This is a genomic window from Eubacterium sp., from assembly GCF_057858645.1.
Map to the genome: position 1 here is coordinate 1 of NZ_DBLZZO010000033.1, position 20715 is coordinate 20715.

Annotated in this window: 14 protein-coding genes; 10 read left to right on the forward strand and 4 right to left on the reverse strand. The window is 32.6% G+C overall.

Annotation, left to right across the window (positions count from 1 at the left end; genetic code table 11):
• Window positions 1-585: 585 nt before the first annotated feature.
• Window positions 586-3207 carry an NYN domain-containing protein gene (locus tag ACZM4J_RS10680; RefSeq protein WP_489486128.1) on the forward strand — a complete coding sequence of 874 codons (2622 nt, stop codon included), beginning with the start codon at window positions 586-588 and terminating at the stop codon, window positions 3205-3207.
• Between the two features lie 150 nt (window positions 3208-3357).
• On the opposite strand, the gene asnB is transcribed toward ACZM4J_RS10680, so the two are convergent.
• From asnB to ACZM4J_RS10695, 3 genes are read right to left on the reverse strand one after another with little or no spacing between them, the layout of a single operon-like run.
• A complete protein-coding gene (asnB, locus tag ACZM4J_RS10685; RefSeq protein WP_489486130.1) occupies window positions 3358-5208 on the reverse strand; it encodes an asparagine synthase (glutamine-hydrolyzing) in 1851 nt (616 codons plus the stop codon).
• Between the two features lie 14 nt (window positions 5209-5222).
• Window positions 5223-5828: a dipicolinate synthase subunit B gene (locus tag ACZM4J_RS10690; protein ID WP_302690236.1), complete on the reverse strand. Its 606-nt coding sequence runs from the start codon at window positions 5826-5828 to the stop codon at window positions 5223-5225.
• Window positions 5818-6633, reverse strand: a complete 816-nt coding sequence (locus ACZM4J_RS10695) for an NAD(P)-dependent oxidoreductase (protein ID WP_489486132.1) — start codon at window positions 6631-6633, stop codon at window positions 5818-5820. Before ACZM4J_RS10695 ends, ACZM4J_RS10690 begins: the two co-directional genes overlap by 11 nt.
• Window positions 6634-6734: 101 nt before the next feature.
• Here ACZM4J_RS10695 and ACZM4J_RS10700 point away from each other — a divergent pair, with 101 nt between their 5' ends.
• From ACZM4J_RS10700 to ACZM4J_RS10710, 3 genes are all read left to right on the forward strand, one after another.
• Window positions 6735-7022, forward strand: coding sequence for a hypothetical protein (locus ACZM4J_RS10700; protein ID WP_412622430.1), 288 nt, complete (start codon window positions 6735-6737; stop codon window positions 7020-7022).
• Between the two features lie 163 nt (window positions 7023-7185).
• Window positions 7186-7896 carry a 3D domain-containing protein gene (locus tag ACZM4J_RS10705; RefSeq protein WP_022165640.1) on the forward strand — a complete coding sequence of 237 codons (711 nt, stop codon included), beginning with the start codon at window positions 7186-7188 and terminating at the stop codon, window positions 7894-7896.
• A 260-nt stretch (window positions 7897-8156) separates the two neighbouring features.
• On the forward strand, window positions 8157-9851 hold the full coding sequence (locus ACZM4J_RS10710) for a glutamine--tRNA ligase/YqeY domain fusion protein (protein WP_290989398.1): 1695 nt from the start codon (window positions 8157-8159) through the stop codon (window positions 9849-9851).
• Between the two features lie 220 nt (window positions 9852-10071).
• Here ACZM4J_RS10710 and ACZM4J_RS10715 read toward each other — a convergent pair whose 3' ends face one another.
• A complete protein-coding gene (locus ACZM4J_RS10715) occupies window positions 10072-10791 on the reverse strand; it encodes a hypothetical protein (protein ID WP_022165642.1) in 720 nt (239 codons plus the stop codon).
• Window positions 10792-11002: 211 nt separating this feature from the next.
• Between ACZM4J_RS10715 and ACZM4J_RS10720 the strand changes: the two genes are divergently transcribed.
• From ACZM4J_RS10720 to ACZM4J_RS10745, 6 genes are all read left to right on the forward strand, one after another.
• A complete protein-coding gene (locus ACZM4J_RS10720; protein ID WP_412334868.1) occupies window positions 11003-11881 on the forward strand; it encodes a DNA-3-methyladenine glycosylase family protein in 879 nt (292 codons plus the stop codon).
• Window positions 11882-12040: 159 nt separating this feature from the next.
• Entirely contained in the window at window positions 12041-12325 is a 285-nt protein-coding gene (locus ACZM4J_RS10725) for a co-chaperone GroES (protein WP_117998998.1), read from the forward strand.
• 21 nt (window positions 12326-12346) lie between these two features.
• Complete coding sequence (groL, locus tag ACZM4J_RS10730; RefSeq protein ID WP_022165644.1) at window positions 12347-13969, forward strand: chaperonin GroEL; 1623 nt, start codon at window positions 12347-12349, stop codon at window positions 13967-13969.
• A 329-nt stretch (window positions 13970-14298) separates the two neighbouring features.
• Window positions 14299-16908, forward strand: a complete 2610-nt coding sequence (locus ACZM4J_RS10735; RefSeq protein WP_428244637.1) for a cation-translocating P-type ATPase — start codon at window positions 14299-14301, stop codon at window positions 16906-16908.
• Between the two features lie 134 nt (window positions 16909-17042).
• Window positions 17043-19712 (forward strand): hypothetical protein, encoded by a 2670-nt coding sequence (locus tag ACZM4J_RS10740; protein ID WP_428244638.1) that lies wholly within the window; start codon window positions 17043-17045, stop codon window positions 19710-19712.
• 250 nt (window positions 19713-19962) lie between these two features.
• Window positions 19963-20646 (forward strand): FadR/GntR family transcriptional regulator, encoded by a 684-nt coding sequence (locus ACZM4J_RS10745; protein WP_022164500.1) that lies wholly within the window; start codon window positions 19963-19965, stop codon window positions 20644-20646.
• Window positions 20647-20715 lie beyond the last annotated feature (69 nt).

A 20715-nucleotide genomic window follows, 5' to 3' on the forward strand; every position in this document is an offset into this window, starting at 1 on the left:
TCCAGTCCAATACAGACTCAGCCTCTTGGTTGCATAAAAAATGCGTAACAGATATTAAAACCTGTTACGCAATAAAAGTCTAACTTTTTGGGGTCACATCAATACACCAAAGTATGAATCGGCTTTTGTTAGTTCGTAGGATGGCACACTTAGTATAACGCTATCCTGTACACAGATTACAGTATCTCCATTTGGAACAATAGTATCCCCGGCACGTTTTATCATTATTGAGAATACAATGGAAGCTGCACCTCTTAAACCGCCAAAGGTTGAAAGGAAAATTGCTTTAGAAGCATAATGTAAATTGTCAAATTATCTCCCCCTTATATTTTTTAGTTTTCAATATACTGTCATAAATTTTACATTTAAAGTTTCTATAGGGAAATTTGTTAAATTAATTAAGTCAATACAAAACTAAACAAAGTAAAAATATGCAAAAAACAAAGTTTTTATGCTAAAATGTTATAGGATAATATCAGAAAATACTGAAATATTGATAAATACTGAAATATAAAAAAGTAAATAAGAATCATATAGAAAAATGGCACAAATAATTATATGAAAAATAAAACGAGGAATTAATACATGAAAAAAATTACAATTGGAATTGTGGCTCACGTAGATGGTGGAAAAACAACATTGTCGGAGGCACTTTTATATACAACAGGAAAAATCCGCAAGCTTGGAAGAGTAGACCATAAGGACGCGTATCTTGATACATTTCAAATGGAACGTGACAGAGGGATTACTATTTTTTCTAAGCAGGCAGTTATGGAATACAAAGACTTGAGACTGGTTCTCCTTGATACACCGGGGCATGTGGACTTTTCAGCGGAAATGGAGAGAACTTTATCTGTTCTTGATTATGCAGTTTTAGTTGTTAGTGGAAGCGAGGGTGTTCAGGGACATACTGAAACCTTATGGAAATTATTGGACAAATATCAAGTGCCTACCTTTATTTTTGTAAACAAGATGGACATGCCAAATGTAAGTGGAGATTTTCTTTTGCACGAGTTAAAAGATAAATTTGGAGATGAAATTGTAAGATTTCCAGTAGGTGTGGGAACATACGAAGACATAGCAATGTGCAATGAAGATTTGCTGGAAGATTACATGAATGGAGTGGAATTTACAGACACTACTATATCTGAGCTTGTTTGTAACAGAGAGTTGTTTCCATGCTATTTTGGCTCGGCCCTGCAACTTGACGGTATAGAGCAGTTGATGGAAGGCTTATATAGTTACACTTATGAGCCTATATATAATGAAAGCTTTGGGGCAAAAATTTATAAAATAACCAAAGACAATAATAATAACAGACTTACCCACATGAAGATAACAGGTGGTAGTTTAAAGGTAAAGGATCTTTTGACAGGGCAAAACGGTGCAAAAGAGTGGAGTGAAAAAGTAAATGAAATTCGTGTTTATTCAGGAGAAAAATATGACGCAATAGGAGAGGCTTTACCAGGTGATATTGTTGCCGTTACAGGTCTTAATGAAACATATCAGGGAGAGGGATTAGGCTTTGAACATGAGTTTATTGAACCAAGTCTTATACCGGTATTGGCTTATAAAATAATAGTACCAAGTGGAATAAACATTAATCAGGTTTATAAACAGCTTAAGGAAATTGAGGAAGAAGAGCCAACTTTAAAAATCACTTGGAATGAAGAAAAACAGGAATTAACAGCTAATGTAATGGGAGCAATTCAAATAGAGGTTCTGAAAAATATAGTAAAAGAGCGTTTCGACTTAGACATAGAATTTGGTGCCGGCAGTATTTTGTATAAAGAAACAATTATGGAAGCTGTAGAGGGAATTGGTCATTTTGAACCACTGAAGCATTATGCAGAAGTACATCTTCTATTAGAGCCGGGACTTCCCGGTAGTGGTTTAACCTTTAACACAGCCGTAAGTGAAAATTTATTAAGCAAAAACTGGCAAAGATTAATTCTTACACATTTACAGGAAAAGAATCATAGAGGTGTTTTAACAGGTTCACCAATAACAGATATTTCCATTACTTTAATAGGTGGAAAAGCTCATTTAAAACACACAGAAGGTGGCGATTTCAGACAGGCAACTTACAGGGCTGTGAGACAGGGCTTAAAGAAGGCAAAATCAGTTTTGTTAGAACCATATTATGATTTTGTTTTAACAGTTCCACAGGAGAATGTAGGTAAAGCCATGACTGATATTAGCAATATGGAAGGCAACGTAAATCCCCCTGAAACCAAGGGAGATAAGTGTATTCTTACAGGTTATGGGCCGGTATCTACAATGTGGAACTATATAAATGATGTAAATGAATATACTCATGGTTTAGGTTCTTTAACATTGAAATTTAAAGGCTATGCACCATGTCATAATGCAGATGAAGTAATTGAAAACATAGGCTATGATAGCGAAAGTGACTTGTCAAATCCTACAGGTTCAGTCTTTTGTGCCCATGGTGCAGGTTTTAATGTGCCTTGGAATGAAGTTGAAAATTACATGCACGTAAAATCTTCAATTAACTTAAATGACGTTTTAGATGAAAGCAATCAGGTAGAAGATAACGTCAAAGTAAATGTTACACACAGGAAAAAGTCAGATTCATATGCAACTGATAAGGAATTAGAGGCTATTTTCGAGAAAACTTTTGGGCCGATTAAACGTAAAAAATATTCAGAAACCAAAGTTAAAACATACAATAAACCTACAAAAAAATATAAGGGCAAGGAAAATAATAATTTGCCTGAATGTGTTTTGGTTGACGGCTATAATATTATTTTTGCATGGGATGAACTGAAAAATATTGCCTCGAAAAACATAGATGGTGCCAGAGACAGACTCCTTGATATTATGTCAAACTATCAGGGCTATAAGGATAATACGGTTATTGTTGTATTTGACGCATATAATGTGAACAGACACAAGGAAACAGTTTATAAACATAATAATGTTTATGTTATCTTTACAAAAGCTGCTGAAACTGCAGATATGTATATTGCGAAAACTACCCATAAAATGGCTAATAAATACAGGGTTACAGTTGCAACTTCTGATGCCTTAGAACAGTTAATTATTATGGGGCATGGCGCCCTTAGAATGTCAGCTATGAATTTTAAGGAAGAAGTAGACTTGGTAAATAAGAAGATTTCTGAGAGCATTAATAAAGAATCAAAGTTAGACAATTATTTGCTGAAAGACATTAATATTGATTAAGTAAAGTTGGACAAAAGAGATAAATCACCGATTTTGGATTGATTTATCTCTTTATATTTTAATATGAAAAGACTTTAGAATTTCTTATTAAAAAGTTCAACTAGGAACGTACGCTCCCACGAAATTAAAATAGTTACGCGGCAACATGCATTACGGCTGTATACTATATTTTCGTAACCAGTAGCCAATTTGTAGAACGTAAGCAAGCATCTGTGGACCTGCCATTAACTGACCATACCAAGGCTTGCCGTAGTCCTTTGGACTTTTAATGAAAGAAGAAAGCTTTTCTTTGTCAATAATATCACGAAGAGCTGAATTAGAATCAAACTCCTCCATTACCATTTGCCCTAAGAGTTTTTCGTAATTAGGATCATAGGTTTTAGGGTAAGGTGTTTTTTTCCTGTAAAGAATTTCGTTAGGTAGATATTTTTTTCCACATTCTACTAACAGACTTTTAGGCTGATTTTTGTAACATTTATATTCCCATGGAACATTGAATACATATTCAAGTATTCGGTAGTCAGCAAAAGGAACTCTTGCCTCAAGACCTGAATACATGCTACATCTGTCCATTCGGTTAAGAAGTGTCATCATAAACCATTTAATATTAAGCCACGTTACCTTTCGTCTTAAAGTTTCTGTTTCGTTTTCTTCTTCTAAAAATTCACATTCATTTACTGAATTTTGGTAGGCGGTTGCCACATATTCATCAATATTAAGCTCATTTATAAAATCATCTTTAAATAAAAAAGTTCGTGCAGACAAATCGTATGACCATGGAAAAGAATTTTGCTCAAGCATTTCTTTATGGTGAAACCAGGGATAGCCACCAAATATTTCGTCAGCACATTCACCGGTTAAGGTAACTTTACATTCTCTGGAAACAAGATTACAAAAATATAACATGGAAGATTCCACATCAGCCATACAAGGCATATCTCTGGCATCAACAGCTTTAAAAAGACATTCTATCTGATTCTTATTATTACATTCTAAATAGTGGTGTTTACTGTGAAGATAGTCCTTCATAATATCCACATAAGGTCTGTCTCTTGTTGTTTGGAAAGAATTTGCCTTGAAATTAATGTTGTTGTCTACAAAATCAAAGGAGTAAGTAGCAAGGCTTTTTTCACCAAGATGTTTATTTACAATAGAAGAAACTAAGCTGGAGTCCAAGCCACCTGACAAAAAAGTACAAATAGGTATATCAGAAACCATTTGATTTTTTATACTGTCTTCTATTAAAAAGTTTGTATGCATAACAGTGGCATTGTAGTCATCCTTATGGATTTTGCTTCTAAGCTTCCAGTAACAATAATCTTCAAGAATAATCTTTTTATCTGGTGTTAAATTTATGGTTAAATAATGTCCTGATAATACCTCATGTATATTTTCAAAAACTCCATTGCCCGGAGTATGAGCCGGACCTAAACCGATAATCTCACACCAACTGCTTTTATTTAAACGGGGTGTGATACCATAGGCAAAAATTCCTTTTATTTCTGATGAAAAAACAAATTGAGAGCCATCAAAATAATAGAATAATGGCTTAACACCAACATGATCTCTTACAATGGTTAGTTTATTGTTTTCATATATTGCAAAGGCGAAAATCCCGTTTAATTCTTTGAAAATCTTTGGTCCAAATACAAGATAGCAGTAAAGAATTATTTCGGTATCGCTAGTTGTTCTTAAGTCAATGTCATAAGCAGCCAGTTTATTTTTTAATTGATCAGTGTTATAGATTTCTCCGTTATAAGCTATGGTTGCACGTTTTCCGTTATATTTTCTTGTCATAGGCTGGGCACCACCTTTAATATCACGAATGGATAAACGGGTATGAGCCAAACCGCAAAAACCTTCCATAAATATTTCATCATCATTAGGACCTCTATGTTTGATAGAGTCCCTCATGTTTTTTAGCTTACCTGTGAGAAGCTTGTAAGAATAGTCTTTAAAAACATTATGCTTTATTTGATAAAAACCAGCAATACCGCACATATAATTCTCCCTTTTTATAAAATAGTAACATGTGGACTTTTGATAACAGGCTGGATTTGGCGTCCAATTAATGCCTTTTCAATTGTGTCTTCAATTAAGTCCACATGGGCAATCATTGAATTTGGTTTCTTTATATAATCATCCTGGCCAAAAGGCACAAAATAAATATTTTTCGTATTTAATAATATTCCTATGTTTTTCAAATTCATACCAAGAGCATCGTTAGTACTTAAGAAAATAACTAAAGGTCTGTTGTTTCTAAGATGTGCTTTAGCTGCCATTAAAACCGGTGTATCGCTAATACCGTTTGCAAGTTTTGATAATGTGTTACCGGTACAAGGGGCAATTACAAGTATGTCAAGCATTGATTTTGGCCCGATTGGTTCGGCAGCGGGGATGGTTGTAATTGGTTCTTTTTTGCTGATTTCCTTTGCAAGTTTTAGGAAATCTTTTGACTTCCCAAAGCGGGTGTCTGTAGTCGAAGCGTTGTCAGAAAAAATTGTAAAAATATTGGCTTTAGTGTCTGCAAGTCTACGTAATTCTTCAAAAACTTTTTTGTAAGTGCAGTAAGAACCGGTAATACCTATACCAATGTTTTTACCAACAAAGTTATGACTCATTTATCTCAGTCCTTTCTAAATATGAAATAATGCTTTTTGCAATTAATTCCCCGGCATTCTTTGGTGCTGTTGCACCTGGTATGCCAGGGCATGTAATTAAAGATAAATGATTTTTACATGCTAAATCTTTATTGAACCCAAAAGGCTGAGAAGAAACATCGAAAAGAACGGTGTTTTTTGAAAGTAAAGAGTAATGTTTATCTGAAAGTATAGGCTGTGGAACTGTATTTATTATTATGTCAAATTTATTTAGGTGTGTATCAAAATCCTCTAATTGTACAGTTTTAAAACCATTAGCCCTAGCACCAATTAAGTGAATTTCCGTATGGTCATAAAAGGTGACTTTGCCACCTAAGGCATTTAATTTTTTGCCAATATTTGTACCACAGTTACCGTAACCTAGAACAAGAATTTCGGAATTTTCAATGGCAAAATCAGTATTTTTTATGATATGCATTATTAGTCCTTCAGCCGTTAAAATAGCATTTTTCCAAACTATATTATCTAATTGAAGTGTGTCTACGAATTTGATATTTGTTATTTTTTTACAGACTGTAGGAATATTTCCACCAAAAACAATTTGGTTTGGTTTTAAAAGTGATAAAAATGTTCTTAGTGGAAAGCTGGAGCAAAAGTCACAGTTAATGAATTTTTTGTTTTTGCAAAAAGGAGTAGAACATACAAGTATATCATCGTTATTAAAATCCATTGTACTTTTTAAATAGGCGTTATAGCCATGAGTTTTAAGGTATTTTAAAATATACTTTTGACGTTTGTCACCGGATAAAATAGCAATAGGTTTCATATTCACCTCCATGGTATAAACTATGCAGATTAAAAAATAAAGTGAAAAAAATATAAAAATGTTGTATTATAAAGCAAAGAAATTGATAATGGAGATAAATTATGGACGAGAAGATTGAACAGTGGAAGAAAGAATTTGAACTAAAGGATTTGAAACTTGTAGGTTACCGAGGTGGTTTCCCTATGATTGAATTCGAAAAAAGCAAGTTAAAAAAGGACAATAAAAGGGAAATAGATAAAATTGTCAGAAGGGCAGAACTGTCAGCTGGTATGGAATTGGGAGTAGGTCTTAACTTTAGAAAAACAGCTTTTGTAATAATTAATGAAAATACGGTTGTTGTATGTGGTTATGAGACAATTATTCAGAGAATTTTAGAAAATATATTATAAAATCCATATTTACAAAATGTAATAAATACAGTACAAAAAACGTCAAAAAAGTTAAAAAGAGAAATGAGTTTGTAACAAAAATGTAATATTTTATTGACAAACTGTAACAAATGCTGTAATATACTCCTTGCGTAATCAAATTGCGCAGAAAAGGAGTTATATTATGAACAGAGTAAAAGTTGTTACTTGTACAGCACTTATAATATTTAGTTTGGCAATTGTAGCAATACAGGCACAGACATTAACAGGTAATAAAAGTGATAAGCAGGCAAATAACCATACTGAAGTAATTACACAGAACGAAGAGGGGAAAGTTGTTAAAGAATTAAATGAAAACTCAAAACTTTCTGCAAATTTCTTAAACACACAGGAAACAAAACTATTTTTAAATACACAGGAAACAGAAAAGGTTATTATTTCACCAAATACAGGTGTTAGCAAACAGACAGCAACTAAAGCACAGGCGAAGAAAGCTAAAAAGGCTAAAAAACTTAAAGCAAAGAGAGCTAAGGCTAAGAGATTAAAAGCTAAGAAGGCTAAGAAGCTTAAAGCAAAGAAAAAAGTAACAAAGAAGAAAACAAAATTAAGAAGTTTAGGTACTTTTAAAATTACAGGTTATTGCCCATGTTCATCATGTTGCGGTAAGAGCAATGGTGTTACTGCATCAGGTAAGAGAGCAACAGCAGGCAGAACAATTGCCGCTGATACATCAAAGTTACCAATGGGAACAAAGGTAGTTATTAACGGTCATACTTACACTGTTGAAGATGTAGGTGGTGGAGTAAGAGGGAATCATATTGATATGTTCTTCAGCTCACATTCAGCTGCATTACAGTGGGGCGTTAGATACGTAGAAGTATTTGTTGCAAGATAGAACACTAAATATATAATTATAAAAAGTTTATTTTTACATTGAATACATAATTAACTGTTGAGCGATTATTTTCTCAAATTTCGGTTAAATTAGTGAACAAGGTGAAGATAAACTTTTTATTATGTACAGCCCATTTATTCTTGAAAACATATTGTATTTAGTGTATAATTTTCTACATTATGGGTTAAAAACAATTATATTCTAATTAATTACATATTTTATTAAATGGATATGATGAAGTAATAATACTGGAGGCAAAAATGGATAAGGAACACATTAATACAGAAAATAATGAAAAAGTTGAGTCAAGAAACTTCATTGAAATGATTATTGACAAAGATTTAGAAGAAGGAAGATTCGACCATGTTCAGACAAGATTTCCACCTGAACCAAATGGATATCTTCATATAGGACATGCTAAATCAATATTATTAAATTACGGATTAGCAAAAGAATATAACGGAAAGTTTAATATGAGATTTGATGACACAAACCCTACAAAAGAGAAGGAAGAGTTTGTTGAATCAATATTAAAAGATATAAAGTGGTTAGGTGCAGATTGGGAAGACAGACTATTTTTTGCGTCAAATTATTTTGAACAAATGTATGAAGCTGCAGTTAAGCTTATAAAAAAAGGCAAGGCTTATGTTTGTGATTTGTCACCTGAAGAAATTAGAGAATACAGAGGTACTTTAACAGAACCTGGTAAGGACAGCCCTTACAGAGACAGAACTGTTGAAGAGAATCTTGAACTCTTTGAAAACATGAAGAACGGTGTATATAAAGATGGTGAAAAAGTATTAAGAGCCAAAATTGACATGGCAAGCCCTAATATTAATATGAGAGATCCTATTATTTATAGAGTTGCTCACATGACACACCATAACACAGGAGATAAATGGTGCATTTATCCTATGTACGATTTTGCTCATCCAATTGAAGATGCAATCGAAGGGGTTACTCATTCAATTTGTACATTAGAATTCGAAGACCATAGACCATTATATGACTGGGTAGTAAGAGAATTAGAGTATCCAAATCCACCTAGACAGATTGAGTTTGCTAAGTTATATGTTACAAATGTTGTAACAGGTAAGAGATATATTAAACAGTTAGTTGAAGATGGAATTGTTGACGGTTGGGATGATCCAAGACTTGTTTCTATTGCAGCTTTGCGTAGAAGAGGTTTTACACCTGAATCAATTAAGATGTTTGTTGAATTATGTGGTATTTCAAAGAGTAACAGCTCAGTTGACTATGCAATGTTAGAATACTGCATCAGAGAAGATTTAAAAGCTAAGAAACCAAGATTAATGGCTGTTTTAGATCCAATTAAAGTTATAATTGACAACTATCCTGAAGATCAGGTTGAATGGTTTGACGTTGTAAATAATGTTGAATGTCCTGAACTTGGAACAAGAAAAGTACCATTCTGTAAGGAAATCTATATTGACCGCGATGACTTTATGGAAGAGCCACCTAAGAAATATTTTAGATTATTCCCTGGTAATGAAGTAAGATTAATGAATGCTTACTTTGTTAAATGTGTGGACTACAAGAAGGATGAGAACGGTAAGGTAACAGAAATACATGTAACTTACGATCCTGAAACAAGAAGTGGCAGTGGATTTACAGGTAGAAAAGTAAAAGGAACTATCCATTGGGTTTCAGCACGTCATGGTGTTAAGTCAGAAGTACGTCTTTATGAAAACATTGTTGATGAAGAAAAAGGTAAGTTAAATGAAGATGGAACTCTTAACTTAAATCCTAACTCAAAGACAGTATTAACAGATTGTTATGTTGAACCAAACATTGCAGATGTTAAGCCTGAAGATAAATTCCAGTTTGTAAGACAGGGATATTTCTGTGCAGATTTAAAAGACTATACAGCTGAGCATCCTGTATTTAACAGAATCGTATCACTTAAGAGCTCATTTAAGTTGCCAAAGAAATAGAATGGAATTGGTATTAAGATTAATATAAAAAGAATATAAATTAAAAAGAAGTTTTTATTAAGATAGATATTTGGAAAGCAAAAATCGTATATCAATAAAGACTTCTTTTTTGTGTAATAAGAAAGGTTCCAAACTTTATATAAAAGTCTGAAACCTTAAAAAGTATCAAAAATAAAAAGAAAAAGCAGGTGAATCTAAAAACAAATTTTCTAATTATGTTTTATAGATCATTTAATTCATCTGTAAGCAAATCATCATCTAAATCATCGCCATCAGAATCTTCTTCATATAAGTCACCCTGTTCTTTTGAGTCAACTGTAACATCATCTTCAGTAACGAAATCGTCTTCTGTTACATCCTGATCAGTAAAGGCATCTTCCAAATCGTCTTCATCAAAAAGATTATCATCAATATCGTTGATATGTGATGAAGAAGTAGAAGTCATCTTGTCGATTGTATTGTTAATTGTATCTGTTACTTTAGTTGCAGCATTGCTAATCTTTTCTTTTGTAGCATCGATTTTATCTTCGCCAACTTTGTTTACAGCCATTTCGCGAAAATCTTTTGCCTTTTCACTTGCAATGTCAGCAGCTTCGTAAGCTTTTTCCTTTACCTGACTAGCTTTATCTTTAATAATATTAACATTGTCTTCTCCAAGCTTTTCAGATACGGTATCCTTAATCTTTTCAGAAGTGTCAATAATCTTATCTGCTGCACTATCAGCAAAATTCTTAACTTTTCGTTTGTTAATTGTAATTACAACCTTAGTAGAATCTCCGTTGTCATCAGTTACAACATCAAATGCTTTTGAATCGTCAAAATCTTCAAAAATATCTTCGTCAATATCTTTTTCTTCCTTGCGTTTCTTCACATATAATGCACCACCAACAGCGGCTCCGGTAACTGCTGCTGTTCCAAATAATTTTTTTAAAAATCCCATATCTAAACCTCCAATTATTATTCTAAATATATTTGTATTAGTCGTTACAAATTTTCTTTAATTATAATACGAAACTGCCACAAAATAAAGTAAGAATATATATTTAGTATAAGCTTTTTTTCATGATATATTAATTGGTAAATGATTCTATTGAATCTGATAATTAAAAATGTTAGGCTAGTGTTATTATGAAATACATTAGGAGAAAAAAATGAGAATATACCAGCAAAAAAATAATACAATTATAGAGGGAATAAATGATTTTAATTTGGAACAGACTTTAGAATGTGGTCAGTGTTTTAGATTTTATAAGCAAAATGATAATGAATATGTAGTTGTTGCCTATGAGAAATTAATACATGTAAAACAGGAAGATGATAATTTGATTTTCTTCAATAATTCTATAGAAGAAGTCGAAAATATTTGGATTGATTATTTTGATTTGAAACGTGATTATGGAAAAATCAAAAATTTTTTATTGCAAAATGACAAAAAACTGGAACCTGCAATAAAGGAAAAATATGGCGTTAGAATTTTAAATCAACAGTTTCATGAAATGCTTATATCTTTTATTATTTCCCAAAATAAACAAATTCCCCATATTAAACAGCTTGTAAAAAGAATTAGCGAAAAATATGGAAATTATCTGGGTACCATAAACAATGAAAAATATTATTCATTCCCATCACCAAAGGTTCTTGGAACAATAACGGAAGAAAGCTTTAGAGAAATGAAAACAGGTTTCAGGGCACCATATTTGGCTGATGCAGTGGAAAAGATTAGTAGTGGCTATTTATGTGAGAAAACTTTTAAGAATTTAAATGAAGAGCAGGCACGAAAAAAACTAATAGAAATTAAAGGTGTTGGTGAAAAGGTCGCCAATTGTGTAATGCTTTTCTCACTTGGCTACAGAGATGCTTTTCCAATTGATGTATGGATAAAAAGAATTATGGAGTCAGTTTATTTCAATGGTGAAGATACATCTAAGGAAAGGATTGCTGAATTTGCCAGAGAAAAATACGGAGAGTACGGTGGCTATGCCCAACAATATTTATTCTGTTTTGGCAGAGATAACAAGGTAGGAAAATAAAAATGTAACAGTTTTGTTAATTTTTTATTATTTGGGTTGCATTTAATAAGAAAAGTGATAATATATGTATTAGTGATTAGCACTCATAATTAAAGAGTGCTAACAAAACATAAAAAAGCAGGTCTAGAACCTATGAGTATAACATATGGAGGTAACAAAATGAAATTAGTACCATTAGCAGACAGAGTAGTATTAAAACAGTCTACTCCTGAAGAAAAAACAAAGTCAGGAATTATTTTAACAAGTCAGACACAGGAAAAACCACAGCAGGCAGAAGTTGTTGCAGTTGGTCCCGGTGGATTAGTTGATGGAAAAGAAGTAACAATGCATGTTAAAGTTGGGGATGTTGTTATCTTTTCAAAATATGCAGGCAATGAAGTTAAATTAGATGATGAAGAATACATTATTGTAAAACAGTCAGACATACTTGCAATAGTTGAATAATTTTTATAGGAGGCATTTATTATGGCAAAGGAAATTAAATATGGAGCAGAAGCAAGAAAGGCTCTTGAAGCAGGTGTAAACCAGTTAGCAGATACAGTAAAGGTAACACTTGGACCAAAAGGAAGAAACGTAGTTTTAGATAAATCATTTGGGGCACCACTTATTACAAACGATGGTGTAACAATTGCAAAAGAAGTTGAATTAGAAGATGCTTTTGAAAACATGGGAGCACAGATTGTAAAAGAAGTTGCAACAAAGACAAATGACGTTGCAGGTGATGGTACAACAACAGCTACAGTTTTAGCACAGGCAATGATTAACGCAGGTATGAAGAATTTAGCTGCAGGTGCTAACCCAATTATTCTTAGAAAAGGAATGAAGAAAGCTACAAATTGTGCAGTTGAAGCAATCGCTGACATGAGCAGTGTTGTAACAGGAAAAGAACAGATTGCAAAGGTTGCTGCAATTTCAGCAGGTGACGAAGAAGTTGGTAACATGGTTGCAGATGCAATGGAAAAAGTTTCAAACGACGGTGTTATTACAATTGAAGAGTCAAAGACAATGAAAACTGAACTTGATTTAGTTGAAGGTATGCAGTTTGACAGAGGATATATTTCAGCTTACATGGCAACAGATATGGAAAAGATGGAAGCAACATTAGAAGATCCATATATTTTAATTACAGATAAGAAGATTTCTAACATTCAGGAAATCCTTCCTGTACTTGAACAGATTGTACAGTCTGGTGCAAAACTTTTAATTATTGCTGAAGATGTTGAAGGTGAAGCTCTTACAACACTTATCGTAAACAAGTTACGTGGTACATTTAATGTAGTAGCTGTTAAGGCACCTGGATATGGTGACAGACGTAAGGAAATGTTAAAAGATATTGCTATTTTAACAGGTGGTCAGGTTATTTCAGATGAACTTGGTTTATCTCTTGCAGAAACTAAGATTGAAGATTTAGGTAGAGCAAAATCTGTTAAGGTAACAAAAGAAAATACAATTATTGTTGATGGCCTTGGAGCATCAGAAGAAATCGAAGGAAGAGTTGGTCAGATTAAGGCTCAGCTTGAAGAAACAACATCAGATTTCGATAAAGAAAAATTACAGGAAAGACTTGCAAAATTAGCCGGTGGTGTTGCAGTAATAAGAGTAGGTGCTGCTACAGAACCAGAAATGCAGGAAAACAAGTTAAGAATGGAAGATGCTTTAAACGCAACAAGAGCAGCTGTAGAAGAAGGAATTATTGCAGGTGGCGGATCTGCTTATATCCATGCTTCAAAGAAAGTTGCAGAATTAGTTGATTCACTTGAAGGTGATGAAAAGACAGGAGCTTCAATTATTCTTAAGGCTCTTGAAGCACCATTATTTACAATTTCAAAGAATGCAGGACTTGAAGGTTCAGTTATTGTAAATAAAGTAAGAGAATCAGAACCGGGAACAGGTTTTGATGCACTTAACGGAAAATACGTTAAGATGGTTGACGCCGGAATCCTTGATCCTGCTAAGGTTACAAGAAGCGCTTTACAGAACGCAACAAGTGTGGCAAGTACATTACTTACAACAGAATCCGTTGTTGCAAACATAAAAGAAGATGTTCCTGCTATGCCAGCTAACCCTGGTATGGGAATGGGCATGTAATTTATGAAATTTGCCTCTGAAAATTTTAGGTCTGGAATTTTTATTAGAAATTGTACTAGGATTTTCGATTGCAGTGTGATATAATAACAGAAAATTATAGACCTTTACAACAAAAGGGGAGTAGTTGCATGTTTTACATGTTCTGGTTTTCGTCAGTACGTTCATAATTGAACCGGAGGCCAGAGAACTAACAAGATTTAGTTGAACGAGACTTTTTGTGCATTATTTTTGATGCACAAAAATCTCGTTCTTTTTTATTTACAATGAATTCCAAGGGAATTCATTGTAAATAAAAAAAGAAAAATGCAAATATTAGCAAGGAGGTTCCCATGGAAAATTATCAAAAAACAAAACAACAGCTAAAAGAACAATTTGGAACTTTTAATGGTCTAACATCAAAAGAAGCAGAAGAAAAATTAAACTCTTTCGGAGAAAATATTTTAGAACAAACAGAAAAGAAAACATTTTTTCAAATATTTTACGACCAGTTTAATGATTTACTTGTTATTATTCTAATTATTTCGGCGCTTATTTCATTAGCATCGGGTAATGTGGAAAGCACTATTGTAATTTTGGTAGTAATAATTTTAAATGCAATTTTAGGTACTGTTCAATATTTTAAAGCTGAGAAATCTCTTGATGCCTTACGAGAATTATCATCACCTGTGTCTAAAGTAATTAGAAATGGTGCAAAAATGGAAATTCCATCAAAAAAGATTGTGCCTGGTGATATTTTAATATTGGAAGCAGGAGATATGGTGCCTGCTGATGGCAGAATAATAGAGAATTATTCTTTACAGGTAAATGAAAGTTCTCTTACAGGCGAATCTTTAAATGTGGATAAGGCAGATATAGTTTTACAGGATGAAACTCCACTTGCAGATAGAGTGAATATGGTGTATTCAGGAACATTGGTAACTTATGGTAGGGCAAAAGTTATTGTCACAAATACAGCCATGGACACAGAAATTGGTAACATTGCTTCCCTTATGAATGACACCAAAAATAAGAAAACGCCTTTACAGATAAGCATGGATAATTTTAGCAAAAAACTAGCACTTGTAATTATGGGAATATGTGGTTTTGTTTTACTTCTTAGTTTAATTAGAGGGCAGGCATTACTTGACTCACTTATGTTTGCTGTAGCACTTGCAGTAGCAGCGATTCCAGAGGCACTAACATCTATTATTACAATTGTTCAGGCAATGGGAACAAGCAGAATGGCAAAAGAAAATGCAATAATAAAGGATTTAAAAGCTGTTGAAAGTTTAGGTTGCGTATCTGTTATCTGTTCAGATAAAACAGGTACTTTAACACAGAATAAAATGACAGTAGAAGATATTTATGTAAATAATAAAATTCTAAAACCTGAAAATTGTTCCTGTGATGATTTAACAGAAAGATTTTTAATTTATAATGCAATACTTAACAATGACTCAGAAATTTCAACTGAAAAAAATATTGGTGATCCAACAGAAACCTGTTTATTAGAAATGGTCGAAAGAGCTAATATTTTAAAAAATGAAACTTATGTAAATCTTAGAAATAAATTTCTAAGAGAAGAAGAAAATCCTTTTGACTCTACAAGAAAAATAATGAGCACTCAGTATGAGATTGATAATAAAAAGATTGTTTTCACAAAAGGGGCAGTAGATGTTTTAATTAACAAAATTAAAGGCATTAGTTTAAATGGTAAAGTAAAAGACATAAAAGAGTCAGACATAGAAAACATATTAGAAACTAATTATAATTTTTCAAAAAATGGTTACAGGGTTTTAGCTTTTGGATATAAAGAAATTTACAAGGAAGAGAACTTAAGTTTTGAGAATGAAGAAGATTTTGTATTTTTAGGTTTAATTTCAATGATGGATCCACCAAGAACAGAATCAAAGGAAGCTGTAAAGAATGCAAAAGAAGCCGGCATAAAACCAATAATGATTACCGGTGACCATAAAGAAACAGCAAGAGCCATTGCAGAGAAAATCGGTATTTATAATGAAAATGATTTGGTTATGACAGGGGAAGAACTTGACAGAATTAATGACAAAGAACTAAATGATAAAATCAAAAAAGTATCAGTATATGCAAGGGTATCACCTGAAAATAAAATCAGAATTGTTGACGCTTGGCAAAGACAGGGAAATATTGTGGCAATGACAGGTGACGGTGTAAATGACGCACCTGCGTTAAAAAAAGCAGATATCGGAATTGCAATGGGAATTACCGGCACTGAAGTTTCAAAAGATGCATCATCAATGATTCTTGCAGATGATAATTTTGCCACAATTATCAAAGCTGTTTCTAATGGTAGAAGTGTTTATAGAAATATTATTAATTCAATATTGTTCCTTTTGTCAGGGAACTTAGCTGCAATTATTGTTGTATTAATATGTTCATTGCTTAATTTAGATGTACCATTTAAGCCGGTTCATTTATTGTTTATTAATTTGTTGACAGATTCCCTTCCGGCATTGGCAATTGGTATGGAAAAAGTAGACAAATCATTATTGAAAATCAAACCAAGAAATCCTAAAAAGGGAATTTTTACGCAGAAATTTACAAAGGAACTTTTACTTTATGGTTGTTTAATTTCTATAGTAACTTTTGCTGGATTTTTAATGGGGGATAGGACTTCGTCGTTAAAGGCAAGTACAATGGCATTTGCAGTATTAACATTGGCAAGATTATTTCATGGGTTTAACTGTAGAAGTGATTTATCAATTGTAAAAATAAAATTAGGAACAAATAAATGGATTATTGGAGCATTTGCAATAGGTGTAATTTTACTACTGGGAGTTTTAACTATTCCGCCATTAAAAACAATGTTTATGATTGAGGATTTAGATATAATGGAATTAGTGAAGATTTTAGCTTTAGCATTTTTACCAACTTTAATAATCCAAATTAAAAAGAGTATATGTGACCTTTTTCGAAAATAGATAAAATTTTTTGGTGATTTTTAATAATATAAAAAACATTATTTGTACACATTGTTTAAAAACGTTTTTTTATTTGGAATAGTAAAACTATTATGATAAAATAACTTTAAATTTCGGAAAAAGGAGCGAAGAGAATGAACAAAATTAAGAAAAATGTAATTTCGTTTGTTTTAGTTATGGCATTAGTATTAACAAGTGTAACGGTTATGCCGGTTAGCGGAGCAACTAATGTTACAACTATTTCAAATTTGAAATTTGTAAAAAATGATGACGGTTCATGTACAATTACATGGAACAAATTAGATGGTGGTTCTTATAATATTTACAAGGCAAGCAGTAGATTTGCCAAATATGAAAAAGTAGGAACATCTTCTGATGCAAGTTACAATGACAAAGATTATAATGGTGAATATTACAAGGTTTCATTTGTAAAAGATGGAAAAGAATATACTTTGTCTAATCCAACATCTTATGAAATTAAGACATTTGGATATAACACAGCAATATTCGAGGACACTGATAATACAACAGAAGTTCAAAAATATATTGATAACGTTTATAAGACAACAGAGGCAGGTCAGTTTATTTCTGACAGATATGCAATGATGTTTGCACCTGGAACATACAGCGACAATCTTAATGTTAATGTAGGTTTTTACACACAGGTTGCAGGTATGGGAATATCACCCAAAGATACAACTTTAGGCAATATTACATGTAAAGCTGAATGGATGAAGGGCAAGAAATATGATGGTTCAGTTAATTACAATGCTTTATGTAATTTCTGGAGATCTGTTGAAAACTTAACAACTACAAATCAGACAACAATGTGGGCTGTTTCTCAGGCAACATCAATGAGAAGAATGAATATTAAAGGCAATTTAAACTTACATCATGAAGGTGGATATGCCAGTGGTGGCTTTCTTGCAGATTCAAAAATCGCAGGTAGAAAGTACACATATAAAGACCGTAAAACAGGAAAAGATGTAGTTGCAGAAGCTGGTGTAGCAGGTGGCTCACAGCAGCAATGGTTATCAAGAAACGTTGAAATGAACAGGTGGGATGGAAGCGTTTGGAACTATGTTTTCGTTGGTTGTGAAGTTAAGCCATTACTTGATACAAACGCAGAAGTTAAAAACGGTCCTGATGGTGAATGGCCATATTTAGCTTACACAAAAGTTACAAAGACTCCGGAAGTTCAGGAAAAACCATTCTTAACTGTTGACAAAAACGGTGAATATGGAGTATTTGTTCCTGAGTTACGCAAGGATGCAACAGGTGTTTCATGGGATGGAGATGAAATCAAAGGTGAAACAATTGGCTTAGATAAATTTTATGTTGCAAAACCTGGTGATACAGCAGCAAAAATTAATGGTGAAATTAAAGACGGAAAGAATTTAATTTTAACACCTGGTATTTATGAAATCAGTGAACCTATTACAATTACAAATGAAAATACAGTTGTATTAGGTCTTGGTTATGCAACTCTCAAACCAACTAAAGGAAATCAGTGTATGACTATTGCTGACGTTAAAGGCGTTAAGGTTGCAGGTGTTTTATTTGATGCAGGAAGTAAGAAATCAAGTACTTTATTAACAGTTGGTACAGAAAAGAATACTAATGATAATTCTGATAATCCAATTTGCTTAATTGATACTTTCTATAGAGTTGGTGGAGCTGACAGCACACCAGGTAAAACAACAAATTGTGTTGTAATTAACAGCAATAATGTTATCGGTGATAACTTCTGGATTTGGAGAGCTGACCATGGTGCAGGCGTAGCGTGGGACAAGAATACTGCAGATACAGGTGTAATCTTCAATGGTGATAACATTACAACTTATGGATTAATGGTTGAGCATTTCCAGAAATACCAGACTGTATGGAATGGTAACGGTGGAAAATGTTATATGTATCAAAGTGAATTACCATACGATATTACAAGCCAGAGTGTATGGAATGCACCTGGTACATATGGATATGCAGATTACAAGGTAAATAGCAATGTAACAAGCCATGAAGGCTATGGTATTGGTATTTACTCTTGTTATCAGAAAGCACAGTGTTACTTGAAGTCAGCTGTTGAATGTCCAAATACTGCAAATGTTAAATTTACAAATGTTTGTACATATAGTTTAGTCGGTAATGGCGGTATTGATTACGCTATTAACAAAGCAGGCTACGGAGTTTACGGAAGTGGTAACATGTGTAAGGTTTTATCTTATGTAAATGGAAAAGCACAGTTAGATAAAACTTATGAAAAAGCAAGAAAAGGAATCTATGAGAACCATATTCAGATTTCAGGAGATTTTGATTATGATTCAAATATGCAAAGAGTTTATACAAAAACTTACACAGGAAAGAATATTACTCCTAAGGTTGTAGTAACTGTTGATGGCTTGAAGTTAAGAAACGGTGTTGATTATACTGTTAAATACACTAACAACAAAAATATCGGTAATGGAAAAATTACTATTACAGGTATAAATGCATACAGAGAGTCTACAACATTTACATTAAAGATCAGACCAGCTAAAGCAAAAGTAGCAAAGAAAAAAATTACTAAGAAAAAAGCTACATTAAAGCTATCAAAGGTTCTTGGGGCAACAGGTTATGAAGTTTCATACTCAACAAAGAGTAACTTCAAGAAGAAAAATACTGTTACAAAGAAAACAAAGAAATTAAAAGTAACAGTTAAGAGAACAAAGAAAATGCCTAAGGGTTATATAAGAGTTCGTGCTTACAAGAAAGTTGGTAAGAAGTATTATTACGGTAAGTATAGTAAGAAAATTAGAGTTAAATAATAAATTGTGAATAATAAAAAATATATATTCAGTGCTTGATTACCAATTCAATAACAGGTTATAGTTTAGTTAAACTGAAGGATTGAAAGGAAATCATAGCTAAATAATTCACAGTAAATAATAAAAGTGTCAGTCAGATATTTTAGATGGAAAATTCGTTTAAAATAGATGACTGATACTTTTTTATTAGCCAAAGTTAAAACAGTGTGCTATAATCAACTCTAAAAGCAACATATTAGAGGTGATATAAATGGCAAAGAGCAAAAGACTATCAGATGACATTGCTGATGTGATTTTGTCTATGATAACAGTAGAAAAGAAATATAATCCAGGCGATAAGTTGCCAAATGAAATGGAATTATCTGAGCAGTTAGGCGTAAGCAGAATCACATTAAGGGAAGCCATTAGAATTTTAGTAACAGCAAATGTTTTAGAAATAAAAAGAGGAAAAGGAACATTTGTTAAAGAAGATTTTAAGCAATATACATTTAAAGGTTTGGAAGTAGGTTCAACAGCGAAGGTAGGTTTAAATGATTTATATGAAATGCGTTTGATTTTCGAACCTGAAGTAGCATATTATGCAACATTAAGAGCAACAGAAAAAGAGATTGAAAGAATACTGTCTATTTCTGAAAAAATTGAAAAGCTTATTAGAAAAGGCATCGATTATGAAGAAGAAGAAAAGGCATTCCATTGCTCCATAGCAAAAGCTACACATAATGAATTTATAAATCAACTGGAGCCTGTCTTACAACAGTCAATCCAAAAAGGTGTTTACATTTATGAACATGAAAATTTGGAAATGGAAGAAATTTTGTCTGATCATAAATTAATAACAGATTTTATGAAAAACAGAAATCCTGAGGGCGCAAAAAACGCAATGAAGGTTCATATTATTCATGCAATAGAGCGTTTGGGATTAGACAATAAATAAATAAATTGGGGAAATTACAAAGAGAGCAGACAACGTTATTGACATAAGACAACTAAAGGAATATAATAC

Excerpts from the sequence above, each read along its gene's own strand:
- ACZM4J_RS10740 (WP_428244638.1), top strand. The coding sequence starts at position 17,043 with ATGAACAAAATTAAGAAAAATGTAATTTCGTTTGTTTTAGTTATGGCA.
- ACZM4J_RS10680 (WP_489486128.1), top strand. The coding sequence starts at position 586 with ATGAAAAAAATTACAATTGGAATTGTGGCTCACGTAGATGGTGGAAAA.
- ACZM4J_RS10710 (WP_290989398.1), top strand. The coding sequence starts at position 8,157 with ATGGATAAGGAACACATTAATACAGAAAATAATGAAAAAGTTGAGTCA.
- ACZM4J_RS10735 (WP_428244637.1), top strand. The coding sequence starts at position 14,299 with ATGGAAAATTATCAAAAAACAAAACAACAGCTAAAAGAACAATTTGGA.
- ACZM4J_RS10700 (WP_412622430.1), top strand. The coding sequence starts at position 6,735 with ATGGACGAGAAGATTGAACAGTGGAAGAAAGAATTTGAACTAAAGGAT.
- ACZM4J_RS10725 (WP_117998998.1), top strand. The coding sequence starts at position 12,041 with ATGAAATTAGTACCATTAGCAGACAGAGTAGTATTAAAACAGTCTACT.
- groL (WP_022165644.1), top strand. The coding sequence starts at position 12,347 with ATGGCAAAGGAAATTAAATATGGAGCAGAAGCAAGAAAGGCTCTTGAA.
- asnB (WP_489486130.1), bottom strand. The coding sequence starts at position 5,208 with ATGTGCGGTATTGCTGGTTTTTATCAAATAAAGCATAATGTTTTTAAA.
- ACZM4J_RS10690 (WP_302690236.1), bottom strand. The coding sequence starts at position 5,828 with ATGAGTCATAACTTTGTTGGTAAAAACATTGGTATAGGTATTACCGGT.
- ACZM4J_RS10745 (WP_022164500.1), top strand. The coding sequence starts at position 19,963 with ATGGCAAAGAGCAAAAGACTATCAGATGACATTGCTGATGTGATTTTG.
- ACZM4J_RS10705 (WP_022165640.1), top strand. The coding sequence starts at position 7,186 with ATGAACAGAGTAAAAGTTGTTACTTGTACAGCACTTATAATATTTAGT.
- ACZM4J_RS10720 (WP_412334868.1), top strand. The coding sequence starts at position 11,003 with ATGAGAATATACCAGCAAAAAAATAATACAATTATAGAGGGAATAAAT.
- ACZM4J_RS10695 (WP_489486132.1), bottom strand. The coding sequence starts at position 6,633 with ATGAAACCTATTGCTATTTTATCCGGTGACAAACGTCAAAAGTATATT.
- ACZM4J_RS10715 (WP_022165642.1), bottom strand. The coding sequence starts at position 10,791 with ATGGGATTTTTAAAAAAATTATTTGGAACAGCAGCAGTTACCGGAGCC.